The sequence below is a fragment of the Peribacillus sp. V2I11 genome (assembly GCF_030817135.1).
GTDB lineage: Bacteria > Bacillota > Bacilli > Bacillales > DSM-1321 > Peribacillus > Peribacillus simplex.
Genome location: NZ_JAUSYW010000001.1, coordinates 2,130,813 through 2,149,039 on the forward strand (window position 1 = coordinate 2,130,813; position 18,227 = coordinate 2,149,039).

The 18,227-nt window shown below is 42.2% G+C and carries 19 protein-coding genes and 2 pseudogenes; 6 read left to right on the forward strand and 15 right to left on the reverse strand.

Annotated elements, in window-relative coordinates; translation table 11 throughout:
• Window positions 1-178: 178 nt before the first annotated feature.
• The 6 genes from yhfH (QFZ73_RS10130) to yhfH (QFZ73_RS10155) are packed head-to-tail and all read left to right on the forward strand — an operon-like array spanning window position 179 to window position 1,161.
• Window positions 179-313 (forward strand): protein YhfH, encoded by a 135-nt coding sequence (gene yhfH, locus QFZ73_RS10130; RefSeq protein WP_098372155.1) that lies wholly within the window; start codon window positions 179-181, stop codon window positions 311-313.
• Window positions 314-361: 48 nt separating this feature from the next.
• A complete protein-coding gene (gene yhfH / locus QFZ73_RS10135; RefSeq protein ID WP_373459003.1) occupies window positions 362-493 on the forward strand; it encodes a protein YhfH in 132 nt (43 codons plus the stop codon).
• Between the two features lie 28 nt (window positions 494-521).
• Window positions 522-659: a protein YhfH gene (yhfH, locus tag QFZ73_RS10140; RefSeq protein WP_251435914.1), complete on the forward strand. Its 138-nt coding sequence runs from the start codon at window positions 522-524 to the stop codon at window positions 657-659.
• Between the two features lie 29 nt (window positions 660-688).
• Window positions 689-826: a protein YhfH gene (yhfH, locus tag QFZ73_RS10145; protein WP_307265832.1), complete on the forward strand. Its 138-nt coding sequence runs from the start codon at window positions 689-691 to the stop codon at window positions 824-826.
• 28 nt (window positions 827-854) lie between these two features.
• Window positions 855-992, forward strand: a complete 138-nt coding sequence (gene yhfH / locus QFZ73_RS10150) for a protein YhfH (RefSeq protein WP_307265832.1) — start codon at window positions 855-857, stop codon at window positions 990-992.
• A gap of 28 nt (window positions 993-1,020) precedes the next feature.
• Entirely contained in the window at window positions 1,021-1,161 is a 141-nt protein-coding gene (gene yhfH / locus QFZ73_RS10155) for a protein YhfH (RefSeq protein ID WP_082201098.1), read from the forward strand.
• Window positions 1,162-1,287: 126 nt separating this feature from the next.
• Here yhfH (QFZ73_RS10155) and QFZ73_RS10160 read toward each other — a convergent pair whose 3' ends face one another.
• The 15 genes and pseudogenes from QFZ73_RS10160 to QFZ73_RS10230 form a co-directional block, all read right to left on the reverse strand.
• Complete coding sequence (locus QFZ73_RS10160; RefSeq protein WP_307265837.1) at window positions 1,288-2,922, reverse strand: PucR family transcriptional regulator; 1,635 nt, start codon at window positions 2,920-2,922, stop codon at window positions 1,288-1,290.
• A gap of 196 nt (window positions 2,923-3,118) precedes the next feature.
• A pseudogene (ltrA, locus tag QFZ73_RS10165) lies at window positions 3,119-4,382 on the reverse strand (group II intron reverse transcriptase/maturase).
• Between the two features lie 595 nt (window positions 4,383-4,977).
• Entirely contained in the window at window positions 4,978-5,193 is a 216-nt protein-coding gene (locus QFZ73_RS10170; protein ID WP_063236190.1) for a hypothetical protein, read from the reverse strand.
• 16 nt (window positions 5,194-5,209) lie between these two features.
• Window positions 5,210-6,694: an NCS1 family transporter gene (locus tag QFZ73_RS10175; protein ID WP_251435905.1), complete on the reverse strand. Its 1,485-nt coding sequence runs from the start codon at window positions 6,692-6,694 to the stop codon at window positions 5,210-5,212.
• A gap of 41 nt (window positions 6,695-6,735) precedes the next feature.
• Window positions 6,736-8,154 carry a dihydropyrimidinase gene (gene hydA / locus QFZ73_RS10180; RefSeq protein ID WP_307265840.1) on the reverse strand — a complete coding sequence of 473 codons (1,419 nt, stop codon included), beginning with the start codon at window positions 8,152-8,154 and terminating at the stop codon, window positions 6,736-6,738.
• A gap of 14 nt (window positions 8,155-8,168) precedes the next feature.
• On the reverse strand, window positions 8,169-9,455 hold the full coding sequence (gene preA / locus QFZ73_RS10185; RefSeq protein WP_251435899.1) for an NAD-dependent dihydropyrimidine dehydrogenase subunit PreA: 1,287 nt from the start codon (window positions 9,453-9,455) through the stop codon (window positions 8,169-8,171).
• Window positions 9,456-9,481: 26 nt separating this feature from the next.
• Window positions 9,482-10,840 carry an NAD(P)-dependent oxidoreductase gene (locus tag QFZ73_RS10190; protein ID WP_373459004.1) on the reverse strand — a complete coding sequence of 453 codons (1,359 nt, stop codon included), beginning with the start codon at window positions 10,838-10,840 and terminating at the stop codon, window positions 9,482-9,484.
• A 696-nt stretch (window positions 10,841-11,536) separates the two neighbouring features.
• Window positions 11,537-12,802 carry a GTPase HflX gene (gene hflX, locus QFZ73_RS10195; RefSeq protein WP_251435982.1) on the reverse strand — a complete coding sequence of 422 codons (1,266 nt, stop codon included), beginning with the start codon at window positions 12,800-12,802 and terminating at the stop codon, window positions 11,537-11,539.
• 246 nt (window positions 12,803-13,048) lie between these two features.
• Complete coding sequence (locus QFZ73_RS10200; protein WP_307265844.1) at window positions 13,049-15,172, reverse strand: heavy metal translocating P-type ATPase; 2,124 nt, start codon at window positions 15,170-15,172, stop codon at window positions 13,049-13,051.
• Window positions 15,165-15,536, reverse strand: coding sequence for an ArsR/SmtB family transcription factor (locus QFZ73_RS10205; protein ID WP_251435890.1), 372 nt, complete (start codon window positions 15,534-15,536; stop codon window positions 15,165-15,167). Before QFZ73_RS10205 ends, QFZ73_RS10200 begins: the two co-directional genes overlap by 8 nt.
• Window positions 15,537-16,022: 486 nt before the next feature.
• Window positions 16,023-16,223 carry a cold-shock protein gene (locus QFZ73_RS10210; RefSeq protein ID WP_034304915.1) on the reverse strand — a complete coding sequence of 67 codons (201 nt, stop codon included), beginning with the start codon at window positions 16,221-16,223 and terminating at the stop codon, window positions 16,023-16,025.
• Window positions 16,224-16,755: 532 nt separating this feature from the next.
• Window positions 16,756-16,962, reverse strand: coding sequence for a hypothetical protein (locus QFZ73_RS10215; protein WP_307265846.1), 207 nt, complete (start codon window positions 16,960-16,962; stop codon window positions 16,756-16,758).
• A 6-nt stretch (window positions 16,963-16,968) separates the two neighbouring features.
• Window positions 16,969-17,076: pseudogene (locus tag QFZ73_RS10220) on the reverse strand (methyl-accepting chemotaxis protein); the annotation flags it as partial.
• A gap of 90 nt (window positions 17,077-17,166) precedes the next feature.
• A complete protein-coding gene (locus QFZ73_RS10225) occupies window positions 17,167-17,724 on the reverse strand; it encodes a HAMP domain-containing protein (RefSeq protein ID WP_307265849.1) in 558 nt (185 codons plus the stop codon).
• Window positions 17,725-17,739: 15 nt separating this feature from the next.
• Entirely contained in the window at window positions 17,740-18,216 is a 477-nt protein-coding gene (locus QFZ73_RS10230) for a hypothetical protein (protein ID WP_307265851.1), read from the reverse strand.
• Window positions 18,217-18,227 lie beyond the last annotated feature (11 nt).

Sequence of the window (18,227 nt, forward strand, 5' to 3'; positions counted from 1 at the left end):
GAAAAATACAAAAATAAACAGGTGATGAATCCCTTTCCTTATAGGGTTTTCAGACTATCCGCGAAATAAATTTCAAATTTTCTGTAAAATACCTATACATTTTCCAAATTCGGGTATATACTGTATTATAACAACAAGCAAACACGAAAAACTGTACTATAAAGAGGGGGAGCGAGACATGCAAGCAAATCAATCAGATTTATTCATAATCGATTCATTTAAACATTGCCCGGAGTGTGGTGAAACACATGTGGACCACTCAGATTCCTATCTGATGGAATGCGATCGCTGCCTTTCCAAACGTGAAGAATAAAGCGATCGGAAAATATATCTACCATTAAAAGGAGGAAATATCATGCAAATGAAAAAATCCATTGAGTTTTTTAACAATATCCCTGCTAAACATTGCCCCGAGTGCGGTGACCATATTATTGAGCACGCTGAATCCTACTTAATGGAATGTGACCGGTGCCTTTCCAGACGCGAAGACTGATTAAACCAAATCAAAAGGAGGAACCATCATGCAAACTATTAATCCACTGGAATTCTTCAGGACACTGCCGCCTAAACAATGTTCGGAGTGCGGAACCCATATCACTGAACAAGCTGAATCCTACTTAATGGAATGTGACCGCTGCCTTTCCAAACGCGAAGACTGATTAAACCAAATCAAATAGGAGGAATCATCATGCAAACTAAAAACCCATTGGAATTCTTCAGGACACTGCCGCCTAAACAATGTTCGGAATGCGGGACCCATATCATTGAACAAGCTGAATCCTACTTAATGGAATGTGATCACTGCCTTTCGAAACATGAAGACTGATTAAACCAAAACATAAGGAGGAATCATCATGCAAACTAAAAACCCATTGGAATTCTTCAGGACACTGCCACCTAAACAATGTTCGGAATGCGGGACCCATATCATTGAACAAGCTGAATCCTACTTAATGGAATGTGATCACTGCCTTTCGAAACATGAAGACTGATTAAACCAAAACATAAGGAGGAATCATCATGCAAACTAAAAACCCATTGGAATTCTTCAGGACACTGCCACCTAAACAATGTTCGGAATGCGGGACCCATATCATTGAACAAGCTGAATCCTACCTCTTGGAATGTGACCGCTGCCTTTCCAAAAAAGATGAATATTAATAAAAGATGCTGACATCAATAAGCTATATAGGCTAATTTGATGTCAGCATTAACCTTGTATTAGCTTCCCTTTCCTTGCATTCAAAAAAGGATGCCCTCGGGACACCCTTCAGCCGTACTTATTTTTTATCTCCCAATATATTTGTCTACATATTTTCCACTGATCTTCCTGCTGCTGTATTGTAAGAAGTCCAATGCAAAAATCATGAATTCAAGGCCCAGACGCTTATCTGAACGCATAAAATCAGAACCTAGCAGTTTCTCCAATTTTTCAAGCCTATGATATAGCGTTTGCCGGACAATGAATAGTTGTTTCGATGTTTCCTGTTTAGAACCGTTACAAGCAAGATAGGTCTTCAGGGTAGGCATTAACTCACCATTGTTTTGCTTGTCATATTCAATGACCGGACCTAAATATTCGTACACCGTTTCCTCCAGATTACCATGTTTATTTATGAGCGAAATCATGCGATGCATATGTAAGTCCTGATAAAAGAAGCTCCTGTTATCCTCTGGTAGAGTATCCTGAAGCAGCAAAGTCTCACGGGCCGTTTCATAACTTTTATAAATCTCACTTAACCTTTGAACATGCTTTCCAAACCCAATGGAAAGCATCCCCATACGATTACGCCCGCTTACATCCATTTTCATGATTCGATCCACCGCGCTTGAAACCCTTGATTTCCAATCTTCAGATGAACGATTATCACCTAAAATAAAAACAAGATGCTGATGTATTTCCATGGAAAATATCTGAAAGCCGTACTGTTCAAAAACTGTTCTAAACATTATCTTAAAATAGGTTCCATCTAATTTTGTGGAACTTTTATTGTATTTTTGGTGTTGTTTGCAAATGCAAACAATTCCGCCATCCAACTGCATTTTCGGATCAATATAGGAAAGCCTCTCCCGAATTGCTTCGTCGCTATATTCACCTTCAATCCAATTTGTAAGCCATTTACTTTCTTCCGACATTTTCTTTTCTTCTATATATAACTCCCTTAATAGATGCTGTGCCAATGCGGTAGCCGTTCGATCCAAGATCAGTGAATCAAAATCAGTCAACTCTCTGTCGTTGCTGCAAATGAGCAGTTCCGCATAATTTTCACCGAGCACTTGAATCGGCTGTCCAAGAACGGTTTTATCCAATTTCCGCTTCTCTTCGTATATGTCCGCTACCATTTGATAGGTTATTTTTTTCTTTATTTTTGGAATGCTGGCTATATCATTTTCATTAAAGATAAGAATAACCTGTACATTTAAATAACTGTGGAGAAATTTTAGGATTGGTTCATAATGGTCAATTTCGAGGAGATTTTTATTTAACTGCTGGGAGTAGTTTTCTAAGTTGGAGATCATTTGATATTGTTTATTTATGATAAGGGAATGAATATCCTGCGTAATTTCTACGAAAGGGACTTCTTCATGAAATAGGATGATAGGGAATTGCCGTTCATTTGCAAGATCAATGGCACATTGCGGCACTGCCATGGTGTTCGCGCCAATCTCTATACAGAGTCCAGCTGCATCGCATTCAATTAACTGTCTTAAGTAGGATAGAAATGTGTCATCGCAATCTTTCCACCCTAAACCGGTAGTCAGAATCAGTTCATTTCCATTTAACAAATGGCTGATTTGGGTGACTTCCATGCAGTGGACCCACTTCACTTGACGCTTTATCCCACTGCTACCTGCAATTATATCCGTCAGATTAAAATGCTTGCGTGTTAGAATCTCCTCGATTGTAATCGATGTATTCATCCATCCACATCCTTTTATAAAACTGCTTTAAAATCTATTATAAACGGACAATCCTTAAATCTCCAGACACTTGTTAGAATATCTAACGTCAAAATTCTACAAAAAACTCGAACAGGTACAAATCGAGTAGGAGGAGGCGCCTAGCCTCCGACCTCTCACACCACCGTACATACCGTTCGGTATACGGCGGTTCAGTTTAAGTCTGACGTAGTTTTGTATATCGTTCATATAGATTTACTAACCCATGATGGAGCCAATAAACATTATTAAGGGTTTTGTCTAGAATAGGACTATGCGCTATGCGCCAATAGCCTTTTCTGCTATTTCCCCATTCATAGGCTTTTCCAAATGGGACGCCTAATCCTTTGAGTTTCCTCACCCTCGTTCTTGGCAATTTCCATTGCTTCCATAGGCACATCCTGAGTCTTCTTCGAATCCATGAATCTAAATTCTTCAATACGTTCGGAGTATCAATGAGGGCGAAATACCCCATCCAACCTCTAAGGTATTGCTTTAACTTATTTATTCGGAGTTTCATGGGTATCGGTAATTTTCTCGAGGACATTTCCCTGATTCGTTTCTTTACTCTCTTCACCGTTTGTTTAGCCAGTAGAACCTTCGGGTTCTTCTTTGACTTCGTGAAACTAAAACCGAGAAACGTTCTGTTCCAAGGGCGATCATACTTCGACTTCTCGTAGTTGACCTTTAGCTTCAGTTTATTTTCAATGAAGCTTGAGATATTTCCCATTGCACGTTTGGCGGCTTTTCGTGTCTTCACAAAGATAGTACTGTCATCCGCATACCTTACGAATCGAAGATTGCGTTTCTCTAGTTCTTTATCTAAGTCGTCTAACTTGATATTAGATAATAAAGGACTTAACGGACCTCCTTGCGGAGTTCCCTCCTCACTTTTATGAAAAAGTCCGCCTATCATAATGCCTGCTTGAAGGAATTTTCGAATCAGTTTGAGAACTCGTTTATCTTCAATTTTCCGCTCTAACATTCCCATGAGCTTGTCATGATTCACTTTATCGAAGAACTTCTCCAAGTCCATATCCACTACCCATGTATAACCTTCGGTTATATAGGACTTTGCCTTTCGAACCGCCTGGTGCCCTTGTTTGTTAGGGCGAAATCCATAGCTATTCTCCGAAAAGGTTGAGTCATATATCTTGGTCAATATTTGGGCAATGGCTTGTTGAATGAAACGGTCTAGAACGGTTGGAATACCCAATAGCCGAAACTCCGCCGTTTGGTTTCGGGATTTCGATACGACGGACGGGCTGCGGTTGATAGGTACCCTGTAAAAGGGCAGTTTTCATGTTGTACCATTCGGTTACGAGGTGCGGTCTCAGGTTTTGAACCGGCATTCCATCTACACCATGGCTTCCCTTATTTCTTTCTACACGCTTCAATGCCTGTATTAAGTTTTCCCTCTCTAGTATCTGTTCCATTAACATCGTTGATATCCTTTCTACGTGGATAAATGGTCTATTTGTGCCTTTATCTGCTCCACCCTTTTGAAGTTCCCCGTGTATTCACCACTTCTTCCTTCAAATAAGTTCCGTTAGGAATTGTTTGCTTCTTTGCAGATAACGAACGCCTAGTATTCATCCTCCTTAATCTGTTCGGTCCTTCCTTATCTTCCGAGTAGACAAGTACTATGACCTCTGCTGACTTCTGATGATTCAGCTGTCCATCACTGGACAGGTTACCAAGTGTACTTGGCTGTCATCAGACCTCCCCGGGTAAGAGTGCAATCTTTCCCTCCATCTATCTGCTTCATTTACTCTGTACCACCTTCGGCAGTAAGGACTTTGTTTTGTTTCGCAAACTCATCCAATGATACCTAGCCTTATATGAAGTTCGTGTTCCTCAGACCGGAGGTTTGCCGCTTGCTTCCTTCAGATTCCACGTCACCGTGGACACCCTTGCATTAAGCTAACCACTACTACTGCCTTCATGGTTCGGGACTTTCACCCTATAGATTGCACCCATGCCGGGCGCACGAAAAAAGGCCCCATTCGTGAGGAATGGGGCCGGTTCATAACTATTTCAATTCAATTTTTTGAAAAGCAATGTAGAGAAGTATTTCCTTCCTTCCGGGGTTTTGATGTTCAATTGCTTCCATTCCTGCTTCGTTCCTTCAATCAGTTCAAAATCGAGAAAAGCTCCACTTAAACTTTCGGAAACCCGGGTGATTCGATATCCTCTTTCAAGTAAAAAATCGATTTGTTCCCTTTCCAAGCGATACTCTTGATATTCGGACATTTCCATTCCCCCTTTTTCACACGTTCTCCTTGCCGGTTGAAGCCGTAAAAACAATCTCTTCCTCAAGTTCTGGACCTTCTCCGATTTTCCAATCCCTCCCAACGGAAATACCTAAATATTTCTCATCGCTGGGATCAACGATTTCAGCTTGTTCATATTGCTTGAACCACCAATACTTAGCTAATATATAATAACTTGCACCGCCGAGAAGAAAACCAATAATGAACGAATAATTCGAAAAAATCGTGGCACCAATTCCACCAATCACCCAAGAAATGATTCCTGCCCAATTCACTCCATTCAAGTATTTATACTGGCCTTCACTCTCATAGAGTTCTTGTACATTCACTCTCCGTTTACGGAGGAAATAGTAATCCGCTACCAGGATGCCGACAATGGATGCCAGGATTCCGCCTATTATTAATAAAACTTCTATTATGATGCCGAACAGGCTCCATGGCTGAACTACTATACCAATGACCCCTGCTACGACGACTCCCGCCCAAAATGGCATTTTAGGACCCATGACATTGGAGAAAATGGTAGCTGCGGGAATGACATTGGCCGTAGTATTCGTCGACCATTGAGCAAATACGATCATGATTAAAAGGACGCCGAGAGCAATTCCACTTGCTGATCCCTGTATGGCAACTACAGGATCATAATTGGAAACAGCCATATAAGAAACCGCTCCGATAATCACCATGAACGTCTGAGTGATGGGATAGGTGATAATATTCCCAATTATTTGCCCCTTATTGCGCTTGAACCAATTTTTTTCATTTTTTGGTGCCTTTATATAGCGGGAAAGCGTGGGCATATCTGCAGTCAACGTGCCCCAAAATCCCATATTTGCCATAATGACGACCATGAAAGCTGTAGCGGCAGCCCCGCCAGTGACCGGACTTTCAATCCAGGACCATACATCTCTTCCTTGGGCCACAGCCTGATCGGATAGAGTGAAATACATCCAGCCAGAAATTAAAATGATGACGGGCGCCGCCAAGTCGGCGAATCGTTCTATCGACTTTATTCCCATAGCCGTGTTGACTAATTGTAAAACGGCAAAAATGAGGAAGCAGATAAACCAATTATCAAAGTCAAAAAGGGTTGTGAAGATAGCGTTCATTGCAGTAGCTCCAAAGTAAGTATTGAGGCCGAACCAGCATGACGCTACAAAACCCCGTACAACCGAAGGGATGTGGGTGCCAATCGTACCGAACGGCGCCCTCATATAGACTGGGAATGATATTCCATGTTCAACACCAATATCCCCTGTCATTGTCATCAAAAAGCCGAGAACCACACAGGCAATGACCGTTGCAAGAACGACCCAGCCTAAGGATAAACTCTGAACACCGTTCCCACCGATTGCGAAAGCAGCCAATACTACAGCCATGCCCACCCAAATGAAACCAAATCCGGCTGCACTTATATTTTTCTCACTATGAGGTATAGGCAGCAAATCGGGAGACTTTAAATAATCTTTCTTCTCACTCATAGATAATCCCCCTAAATGAATTTGCAAGGTTCCTACCGAAGTTAGACAGGAAGCTTTTTCCCGGTATCCGGATTCAGCGCCGCATTATATTTTGCCCGTTTCAAGAATTGCCCTTTTCCAGCTTCGCCTACGAATTGTTTGTCTTTAATGACGAATTGACCTCTCGATAAAACGGAAACCGGTTCACCTGTAATTTCCATACCTTCAAACGCATTATAATCCACAGCCATGTGATGAGTATCAGCAGAAATGGCCCTTTCAACTTTCGGGTCAAAAATGACAATATCAGCATCCGAACCTACTGCAATCGTCCCTTTCTTCGGGAATAATCCAAATAGTTTGGCAGCACGCGTAGCGGTCATATCGACGAATTGATTCAAGTTAATACGCTCTTTCATGACCCCTTCAGAAAAGAGGATACTCATGCGGTCCTCAATCGTGGGTCCGCCGTTCGGTATTTTCGTGAAATCTTCACGTCCAAGTTCCTTCTGTCCCTTAAAATCAAAAGAGCATTGATCGGAGCCGATCGTTTGCAGCTGTCCCGTTTTCAAAGCATTCCATAGCACTTCCTGGTTTTTCTTCTCCCTTAACGGCGGTGACCATACATACTTAGATCCTTCGAAATGGGGCTTTTCAAGATATGACTGGTCAAGAACCAAATATTGCGGACAAGTCTCCCCCCAAATATCCACCCCTTTATTTCTTGCCTCAGTGATCTTTTCCACCGCATCTTCACAGGTGACATGAACGACATAGAGCTGACCATTTGCCATTTCCGTCAGTTTAGCTGCCCGTCCAGTTGCTTCCCCTTCAAGCTCCGGAGGCCTTGTTAATGCATGGTAAATTGGATCGGTGTTACCTTCAGCTAGCGCCTGCTTTGTAAGATAGTCGATGACATCACCATTTTCAGCGTGAACCATGACAAGTGCGCCAAGTTCCTTTGCTTGCAACAAAGTGCGGTATAGAGTGGCATCATCAGCCTGAAAAACATTCTTGTAAGCCATGAACACTTTAAAGGAAGAAATCCCTTCATTATCGATGATACTTGGCAATTCAGCCAATACATCATCATTAATCTCACTGATCATTAAATGAAAGCCATAATCTATGGCCGCCTTTTCATTGGCCTTTTCATGCCATGTTTCAATTGCTTTCTTTAACGGCACCCCTTTTTCGGTCAGACAAAAGTCAATGATTGTTGTCGTGCCTCCATATGCAGCAGCAATCGTACCCGTTTCATAATCATCCTTTGTCGTTGTCCCGCCAAACGGCATATCGAGATGGGTATGCGGATCAATGCCCCCCGGAAAAACATAAGCGCCTTTTGCATCAATTATTTCGGCCCCCTCAGCCGGCAGGTCCTTTCCAATCATTGCAATCTTCTCATTTTCAATCAATATATCCGCTTGATACGTATCCGCAGCGGTTGCAATCGTTCCATTTTTAATGATTTTCTTCATATTCGACCCCTCCATCATTTTACGAAATCAACGCTTTCACTGCCTATGCCCCCAAGGAACGATTGGCGTTCATTCCAGGTCATTGGCGGTAATTCATTTGTCAATTCGATCATATCGATCGCCCCATCGACCGGACAGACGATTGAGCAAAGATTACAGCCTACGCAATCTTCTTCGCGCACTCTCAAGAAGGAGCTGCCTGACGTGTCCTTTAACATATCTATACATTGATGAGATGTATCTTCACACGCAATATGGCATTTATTGCAGTTAATGCACACATCATTATTAATTCGCGCAACGACCTTATAATTAAGATCTAAATTCCCCCAATCGGAATAGCGAGGTACGGACTTACCGACAATATCCATCACGGAAGAAATCCCTTTTTCATCAAGGTAATTGGACAGGCCATCAATCAAGTCTTCTACTATTCTAAAACCGTGATGCATGGCAGCCGTACAAATTTGCACGCCAGTCGAACCCATCAATAAAAATTCCACCGTATCCTGCCAATTTGAAATCCCGCCTATTCCGGAAATGGGAACATTGATCATTTTATTCCTTGCACACTCTGCCACCATATTCAAAGCGATCGGTTTCACAGCTGGACCACAATACCCTCCGTGAGCCCCCTTGCCGCCTACATGGGGAATCGTATTCCATGAATGGATATCCACTCCTGCCAAGCTGTTGATCGTATTGATCATGCTTATTGCATCCGCACCGCCGCGCACCGCCGCTTCAGCCGTAACCGTAATGTCGGTTATATTGGGTGTAAGCTTGACGATGACGGGTTTGGATGCAGCTTCTTTCGCCCAGTATGTTTGCTTTTCCACAAGTTCGGGGACCTGTCCCGAAGCAGCTCCCATCCCACGCTCTGCCATACCGTGGGGGCAGCCAAAGTTCAACTCGTAACCATCGACCCCTACATCTTCTATACGCTTGATGATTTCATGCCACTTTTCCTGTTGTGGCTCAACCATTACCGATGCAATGATTGCATGATCAGGGAACCTTTTCTTCGTTTCATATATTTCTTTCAGATTCACTTCAAGCGGCCGATCCGTAATCAATTCTATATTGTTGAACCCGGCAACTCTCTGTCCATTAAAACTGACTGCTGCAAAACGTGATGAGACATTCAGGATGGGATCACCTAATGTCTTCCAAACGGCTCCTCCCCAGCCAGCTTCAAATGCACGCTGGACTTGATAACCCGAATTAGTAGGTGGTGCTGAAGCAAGCCAAAAAGGATTGGGAGATTTTATACCTGCAAGATCAATTGATAAATCAGCCATGATAAGCCTCCTAATTTTCATAGTTATTAAGCAATATCCACCGCTTCGCCCATCAAAATCGAGTCAATTTCATAGGCTGTCTTCTTCCCTTGCTGGGCAGCTGAAACAACCATTGCCTCTCCTTGTCCTTTTCCGAAAATCACGTCACCGCACGCAAAGATCTTTTCATTCGATGTCCTGTAAGAATCACCCTCCAATGTTACGACGCCATCATCATGTTGAATGCCGAACTGTTCAATCAATCCTACATACCTGGATTGGCCTATAGCACGAATGACCCCATCGACCGGTATGACGAACTCTGAACCGGGCATTTGGACTGGACGGCGCCGGCCATCTTCCCCTGCCTCGCTTAGCACCATCTTTACGCACTCGATGCCCGTGACTTGACCGCTTTCATCCGATAGGATCCTGGATGGGGCAGTCAGCCAGTGAAACCCGACACCTTCTTGTTTGGCAAACTCAAATTCAAAATCATAGGCTGTCATTTCCTTTTGGGTACGACGGTAAATAATGCTCACCTGTTCGGCGCCCAGGCGTACAGAACAGGTCGCGGCATCGATCGCCGTGTTTCCAGCCCCTATTACCGCCATCTTCTTCCCAATGTATTTATCAGTGATTGCCCCTGTTTTCGTTGCTTTTACGAAATCGATTGCATCATAAACTTCAGCCAAATCCTCCCCTTCAATTCCAAGCTTAGGAACATCGGACATGCCGATCGCTAAAATGACCGCATCATAGTCGGCAGTCAGCTGATTTGCGGAAACATCCACTCCGACCCGTGTATTCGTTTTAATTTCAACATCCAAACTCTTTACTTGTTCAACTTCCCAATAAGAAATGTTCTGAGGCAAACGGAACGATACAATTCCGTAAGTATTTAATCCGCCTGGATTCTTTTCCGCTTCGAAAATGGTTACACTGTAACCAAGCAAGGCTAATTCCCTTGCTGCAGACAAACCCGCCGGACCGCTTCCTACAATGGCAACTTTTTTGCCATTCTTCTTCCCGGCCTTGAATAGGGCTTGTTTATTTTGGATGGCCCAATCTGTGGAATAACGCTGGAGATTGCCAATCATGATTGGCTTTGTAGAATGGTTAAGGACACATGCCCCCTCACATAACTCTTCAGTCGGACATACTCGCGCACAGCTGGCACCGACAGGATTGGCCGTCATGATTGTCTTGGCCGACCCTTTAAAATTACCTGAAGCTATCTTCTTAATGAAACCTGGAATATCTATTCCGGTCGGACAGGCTTGGATACATGGGGCATCATAGCAGTATAAACATCGATTCGATTCTTCCAAAGCTTCCCTTGGGGATAAACCCCTCTCCGCTTCCTGAAAGTTAATCTCTAGGCCACCTTTTAACGGGCTCGTCATACTCATCCGCTATTTCTCCTTCCAAAAATTTATTTTGAAAAATAAAAAGGGAGGAATTGCATGCATTTCTTTCTACTGTCCTCATATTAAAAGCAATGCAACATGGTTTTTCAATTTATACAACAAACAGTCATGGCGATTTCCTAGACAAAAAAATTCTCTCGTTCCGTTTATTATTATTTTTTATCATTCTCTGACTGGTCACGCCTCGATCCCCGCTTCCTTCGGCCACAAAAAGCCCCCCCTACTAATCTTAAAAACTCAAATCTTGATAATGGATCAGAGAATTGAGTATTCTTTATTTTATAATGTTAAAAAGCAAGTTACATTATACAAAGTGTAAAGGATTTCCATCCGGTAGATATGCAATATGTAATATTCATGTTATATTTCCTAACAATAAATGATAAACATCGGCATTTTTCTACATTCAAACTTACTTTTCATCATGATACTCGTTGGATGATTTTTTCTGAATACCTACTTATCAACACTTTGTCCACATAAAAAAAGCCCAGAAACTCAATCCTTGGTTTCCTGGGGCTTTTCAATTTTATCCACAACTTATTCACATATTATATGGTGTTTTTCTCTTTGTTTACGCAGAACAGAAGCATTCCAGCAAAAGTTATCCACATTAATAAATCGACTTTTCCACTTATCAACAAACCGTTAACATTTTATCAACAAGCAGGTTCATTTCGGATGAATAACGTATCTTTTATATTTCTCATAATCCGTTTTCTTGCACTCAAGCTTTATTCGATATCCATTTGCCTCATATTCAGTTTCCGTTATGTGACCATTTTCATTGAAATAAGAAACCAGCTGCCCTTGATCAAATGGAATCAGCATTTCACAGCGAGTATAGTCGACAAAAATATACTTGCTAATTTGATCTATCAATTCCTCGATGCCGACTTTGTTTTTTGCTGACATATACACAGAGCCACGATTCACCTGAGGGATATCCAAATCGGTAAGGTCCGCTTTATTATAGGCAAAAATCGTTGGAATCCCTTTAATGCCTATCTCGTTTAAAGTCTTATCCGTAATCTCTATTTGCTGCTCATGATTAGGATTGGAAAAATCGACAACATGGATCAACAGATCGGCTTCTACCACTTCTTCCAATGTGGATCGGAATGCTTTCACAAGATGATGGGGCAATTTAGACACAAATCCCACCGTATCCGTCAATAAAAATTCCTTTTTATCCGGAAGCGGAATGTTTCGTACGGATGTCTCAAGCGTAGCGAACAGCATATCCTTCTCCAACACCCGCTTCTCGGCTGTTGGATGGAACATCTCAATCAGAGCATTCATGATCGAAGATTTACCTGCATTGGTATAACCGACTAAGGATACGGCAGGGATCGCATTCTTTTTCCGCTGTTTCCTCTGCGTTTGCCGGTGCGCAACAAGGTCTTCCAGTTCTTTATTCAAAACACTTATATTTTCCTCGATTCTCCTGCGGTCAAGCTCTAACTGCTTTTCACCTGCACCTTTGTTCGTACCGACTCCGCCACTCTGACGCCCTAATGACTCCCTCAAACCAACGAGGCGCGGGAGCATATACTGGAGCTTTGCCACTTCTACCTGAAGCTGTGCTTCCTTCGTTTTCGCCCGATGCGCGAAGATGTCCAGAATCAAGATTGTCCGGTCGATCACCTTGCAATCCATGTCCCTCTCCAGATTACGAAGTTGCGAAGGGGAGAGCTGATCATTAAAAATGACGACATTAGCTTCTTTATGCTCAACGAGATTTTTTACTTCCTCGATCTTCCCGGTGCCAATAAAATGTGATGAGTTCACCCGATGCAAATTTTGTGTGATGGTTCCTGCAACCTCCACCTCACATGCTTCCGTTAAATTGGCCAATTCCTCCATTGAATACTCAAAATCCTTTTGACCGTTGAGATTAACTCCAACCAAGATTGCCCTCTGCTGTAATTCCATTATTTCAAATCCCTTCCGTACATACCTTACTCCCTATAGCTAAAAGCCAGCCACATTGTAGCATACCAGACATCACTTGCATAACGATTGCTGCCCAAGCAAGTGTTTTTATCCGACTTCCTTTTACTAAAAAAACTTCAACAACAGGACCGATTAATTAATTTCAAAGTTTCACATGAAACAATTGGAAAGCCTATAAATAAAAGCTCCCTGATGCACCTTAAGATGCACCAGGGAGCCCATATTATTCTATTCTTTTATTCTCAATAACCTAAGACTATTCAATGTAACTAATAACGTCGCACCCATGTCGGCAAAAATCGCCATCCAAAGTGTTAACCAGCCCGGCGCTATCAATAATAAGGCCAGGATTTTAATCACCAATGAAAACGTGATGTTCTGCTTAATGATTTTTAATGTTTTGCGGCTTAAGCTGATTGTATAAGGCAGCTTCGATAAGTCATCACCCATTAAGGCAATATCGGCTGTTTCAAGGGCCGTATCTGTACCCGCCCCGCCCATTGCGATTCCTACCGTGGAAGCTGCCAAGGCCGGAGCATCATTGACACCATCGCCTACCATGGCCACACGGTCATATTTTTGTTTCCATCGTTTGATAATGGTCAATTTATCTTGTGGCAATAGCTCCGCCTCAATCTCATGAACGCCAGCTGCCGCTCCAATTGCTTTTGCAGTTCCGATATTATCCCCAGTTAGCATGATCGTTTTTTCAATGCCCAATGCATGAAGTTTTCGAATTGCTTCCTTACTGCTTTCCCTTATTTCATCAGACACCGCGATGAGTGTCAGGAGCTTCACTTGATCGCTAAGCACCATCACCGTTTTCCCTGTATTTTGATAGACGCTGATTAATTTAAGCACATCATCAGAGAAAACTAAACCTGCCTCTTCTTCAAAAAGGTGGGGTTTACCAATGTAATAGATTCCTTGATTGATTTTCCCTTTTAAACCTTTACCGGTGATCGCAGTAAAATCCTCTACCAATAAAGAATGATAGTCCACATCGTGGTTTTCTGCCTTTTGAAGAATGGCCGTGGCAAGGGGGTGCTGTGATCTGCTTTCTAAAGCAGCTGCGATAGCCAGCACGTCCTGTTCATTCAAATCATCAGATAACACTGTGAAATCAGTCACTTCAGGTACGCCCTTTGTTAAAGTACCCGTTTTGTCAAACGCAATCGCCTTTAAAGCTCCTGCTTCCTCCAAATGGACCCCGCCTTTAATCAGCACACCATGCTTCGCAGCATTTCCGATAGCCGTCACAATAGCGATGGGCGTAGAAATGACCAAAGCACAAGGACAACCGACAACCAGTACGGCCAACCCCCGGTAAATCCATTCACTCCAATCCCCGTTCATCACAATCGGGGGTAACACGGCAATGGCCAAGGCTATGAGCATAATGGCCGGCGTATAGAATTTTGCGAATTTATCCACGAAGGCTTGGGAAGGAGCCTTTTCGGCCTGTGCTTCTTCAACAAGGTGGATGATTTTTGCAATCGTCGTATCCTCGACTCGCTTCGTGACCTCCACTTCGAGCAACCCTTCACCATTTAAGGTTCCTGCAAATACTTCACCCTCAACCGTTTTAAAAACCGGCTCGGATTCCCCAGTAATGGCCGCTTGATTAAGTGTCGAGGCCCCTTTCATGATCCTGCCATCCATAGCAAGCTTTTGACCCGGTTTAACAATCATGATGTCGCCCACTTCAATCTCATCGACAGCAACCATCATTTCGTGATGCCCCCTACGGATCAAGGCTTCTTTAGGTGCGATGTTCATTAATGATTCTATAGAATTACGGGCTTTATCCATCGAATATTTTTCCAACGCTTCACTTATCGCAAATAGAATGACGACGGTCGCGCCCTCGCCCCATTCACCAAGCACGGCCGCCCCGATAATGGCAACCGTCATAAGGGTGTGCATATCAAAGCGAAGCCTTACAAGGTTTTTCAAACCATTGACAAATAATGAATATCCTCCAACTATGATTGCAGCCGCATAACCGATTACCGGCATGATGCTTCCATCAGCATATCGATTATCCAATATCCAGCTGACCAGCAATAAGATAACCGAAAACACCACTTTAATATTTTCTTTTTGCTTCCAAAATGGTTCCTTTTGAGTTGCCTGTTCCTGTTCACCGCGGATCTTCAGGTTATCGAAAGCTCCCGCCTTTTCAATCTCTTCGATAGTCGCGCTGCCCTGTACCGATATCTTCGAGGCGCCAAAGTTGATTTTGGCATCCTTCACACCCTCTAGTTCACGGACATTGTTCTCGAATTTAGCCGCACAATTCGTGCAGGATAGACCCTGGATACGATATGTTTTCATTGGGGACTCAGCCATCGACCCTTACCTCCTGCTGATGTTCTAATGCAATGAGAATCAATTGCTTTATATGGTGATCATCCAAAGAATAAAAAGCCAACTTTCCTTCTTTTCGATATTTTACGATTGCGTGTTTATAAAGGGTACGAAGATGATGTGACGTTGTCGCCATCGAAGCACCAATGATATTGGCCAGATCGCACACACACAATTCCTCGTCCGTACAGAGCGCATAAGCTATCTTCGCCCTATTTTCATCGCCTATAACTTTAAACAGCTTCGACATGCTGGTTATATTCACCTGGCTCATTTCCTCTTGAATACGATTAACCTTCACTTCATCATGCAGGTGGACATCACATATATCTTTCAGTTCCGTCATCTTCTCACACCTCTCATTCAAATCTTCGTTTGATTATAATATAACATAATTCCCTGAATATTCAAATCCATATTTGAATGTATAAAAATCTTTTCTCCTTCACCAAGTTAGTGAAAGTGCCCTTATGTTTTTATATGTGGGCCATCGTTTTTTTGTTTCACGTTGCTCCCCTGGAATTTTGCTGAACAAAAAGGGCAGGCTGTCCTATTTCCTATCTTCATGCGAAAAAAAGAAGGGACATAAATTCCTTCACGTCCCTTCATTCCAATGATTTCAGTAATTACCTATCGATACCTTGAAAAGTATAAAATATTTAATTTAGTATTTTTTAGAAAAACTATGATATACTTAGTCAAACCTTTTTAAGCGTTTTACTTTACTTGTACCATTTACCCTGCTTATCGTTGAGCAGGGTTTTTTGTTATGTATTTTCACAAATAAAAAAAGACAGACCCTATAAGGATCCGTCTTTTTTTGTTTGTGAAATTATGCTTTTTGAACGTTAGAAGCTTGAGGTCCGCGTTGACCTTGTTCTACTTCAAAAGTAACTTCTTGGCCTTCGTCTAAAGATTTGAAACCTTCGCTTTGGATAGCTGAGAAATGTACGAATACGTCGTCTCCGTTTTCGCGTTCGATGAATCCAAAACCTTTTTCTGCGTTAAACCATTTTACTTTACCTTGTTCCATTGTTGTTGCCTCCTAGTGCATCTAAGCACAATGTATTACTATCCTTGCTCTAAGTCATCATCGAAAACGAAAAGTAGTACTTTTAGTATCCTTAGTACCGAACAAAAATAATTAAGACTAAGCATAACATTAAATGGTAGCGATTGCAAATAGTTTGGAAAAACTTTTTTCCAGCAATTTTTTAATACTCTCTAAATTCGATTAAAAATTAAGCAGTAACCAAAGTGACTCTATCTATTACAGCTAATGGCTCACATGAACTCTCACATGCATTCATCCAAACAAAAACCTCCCGTAATAACGAAAGGTTTTTGTAAATGTTTACATCAAATATTTATTTTTCGGTAATGACTTTTCTACCATTCCTTCTAAAATCGCCGATTCATTTGCTAAATCCTCATTTTGTTCCTTCAATCCTGTCATTATGGTACTTTGTTGAATTGCAGCTGCCGAGATTTGCTCCGTTGTTGCGACTCCTTCTTCTAAAATCGCTGCAATTTCCTGAATGGATGCCAGGCTTTCATCCGAAGACTCATTGATTTTTCGAATGGGCGGCTAATTGTTCCGTGCCTTTCAGCAATTTCTCTACGGATTCAAATATCTCATTGAAAATCTCGCCATTGTTTTCCACCAAGGGAACACCATTTAATATATCCAGAAAACTCTCATCATTATTTTGGATGACTTTGGCTGTTTGTTCATTAATCCGCATTATGGATTCATCTGTTTGCACAGCCAATTTTTACACCTCTTGAGCGACTACGGCAAAACCTCTGCCGGCATCCCCTGCCCGTGCCGCTTCAGTGGAAGCATTCAGGGATAGCAGGTTCGTTTGAGAAGCAATCACTCTTATTAAAATTTATCTTCACTACATCCTCTTCCAGGCTCACCAAATTGGCTTTATTCGCTTGGCCGTTTTCCATGATTTTATCCATCTGGCTCGTTACATCTTCACTTGCTTACTTCCTTGTTCAGCAAGTGTATTCGTATGCATGGAAAATTCATTCATTTCATTCGTTTGCTCGTTCATTAAACGGATTATATCCGATAAGTCACTGATCATATAGGAAATTCGGTCAATATGATGGGCACGTTCTTCTGAAGCTTTTGCTTCTTCCGTTGTCCCCGTCACTATCTGGCCATAGGATTCCACCATCTCTTCAAAGGATTGCTGAATGGACACTGTCGTTTGATTCATCGTTTGAGCGTGTTCACGTACACTCTGGATGATATGGGCCAAACTCAATCTCATATCTTCGAATCCATTTGAAAGATCGCCAATCTCATCCTGTCTACCAACGGGAATCGATTTACATAAGTCCCCTTTTGCCATTTCATTCGTGTAACCAACAAGTTCATTGACGGGGCCCGAGATCCTTTTCCCGATGACAACGGCGCATAGCACACTTAATATAATGGCACTAGCAAGAAATAAGATATTGTAGAATATCATTCTGCTTTTCAATTCACTAATGAATTTTGCATCCATATCGATTCCCACAATCGCGTCCGTTCCTTAGATGGATGTAAAGTATGACTTGTGTATACCCCACTTATCCTTATATATTTCACTTAATACATCTTCTTTTCCATTTTTCGATTTTGCCTGTTCCGGGGTGAAAGGGGATTCCACCATGTAGTCCTCGCTGCCGTTCAAGGCTACAATCATGTCGGCATCGTTCTCCCGCTTCAAAACATAAACATATTCGATTCCCTTCTTATCTTTAACAAAGTCATCTAACTTCCGCTTAATCTCTTTTCCCCGTACCGAAGCTTTGCTTATTAAAGTGGGATTGAGGCTTGCTGCTAAACTGTGGACATTTTCAGAAAGGCGATCATCGAATTGCGGAAGGACATTCTCATTGATCATTTTATTAGTAATATAGGAAAAGCAAAGACCCATGGCCCATGCGAAAAGTACGAAAGGAATAATATAAAACAAGAATAGTTTTGCCAAAAGAGATCTTTTAGGATTCAGCTTTGAAAATCTCATTTCCATGCCCC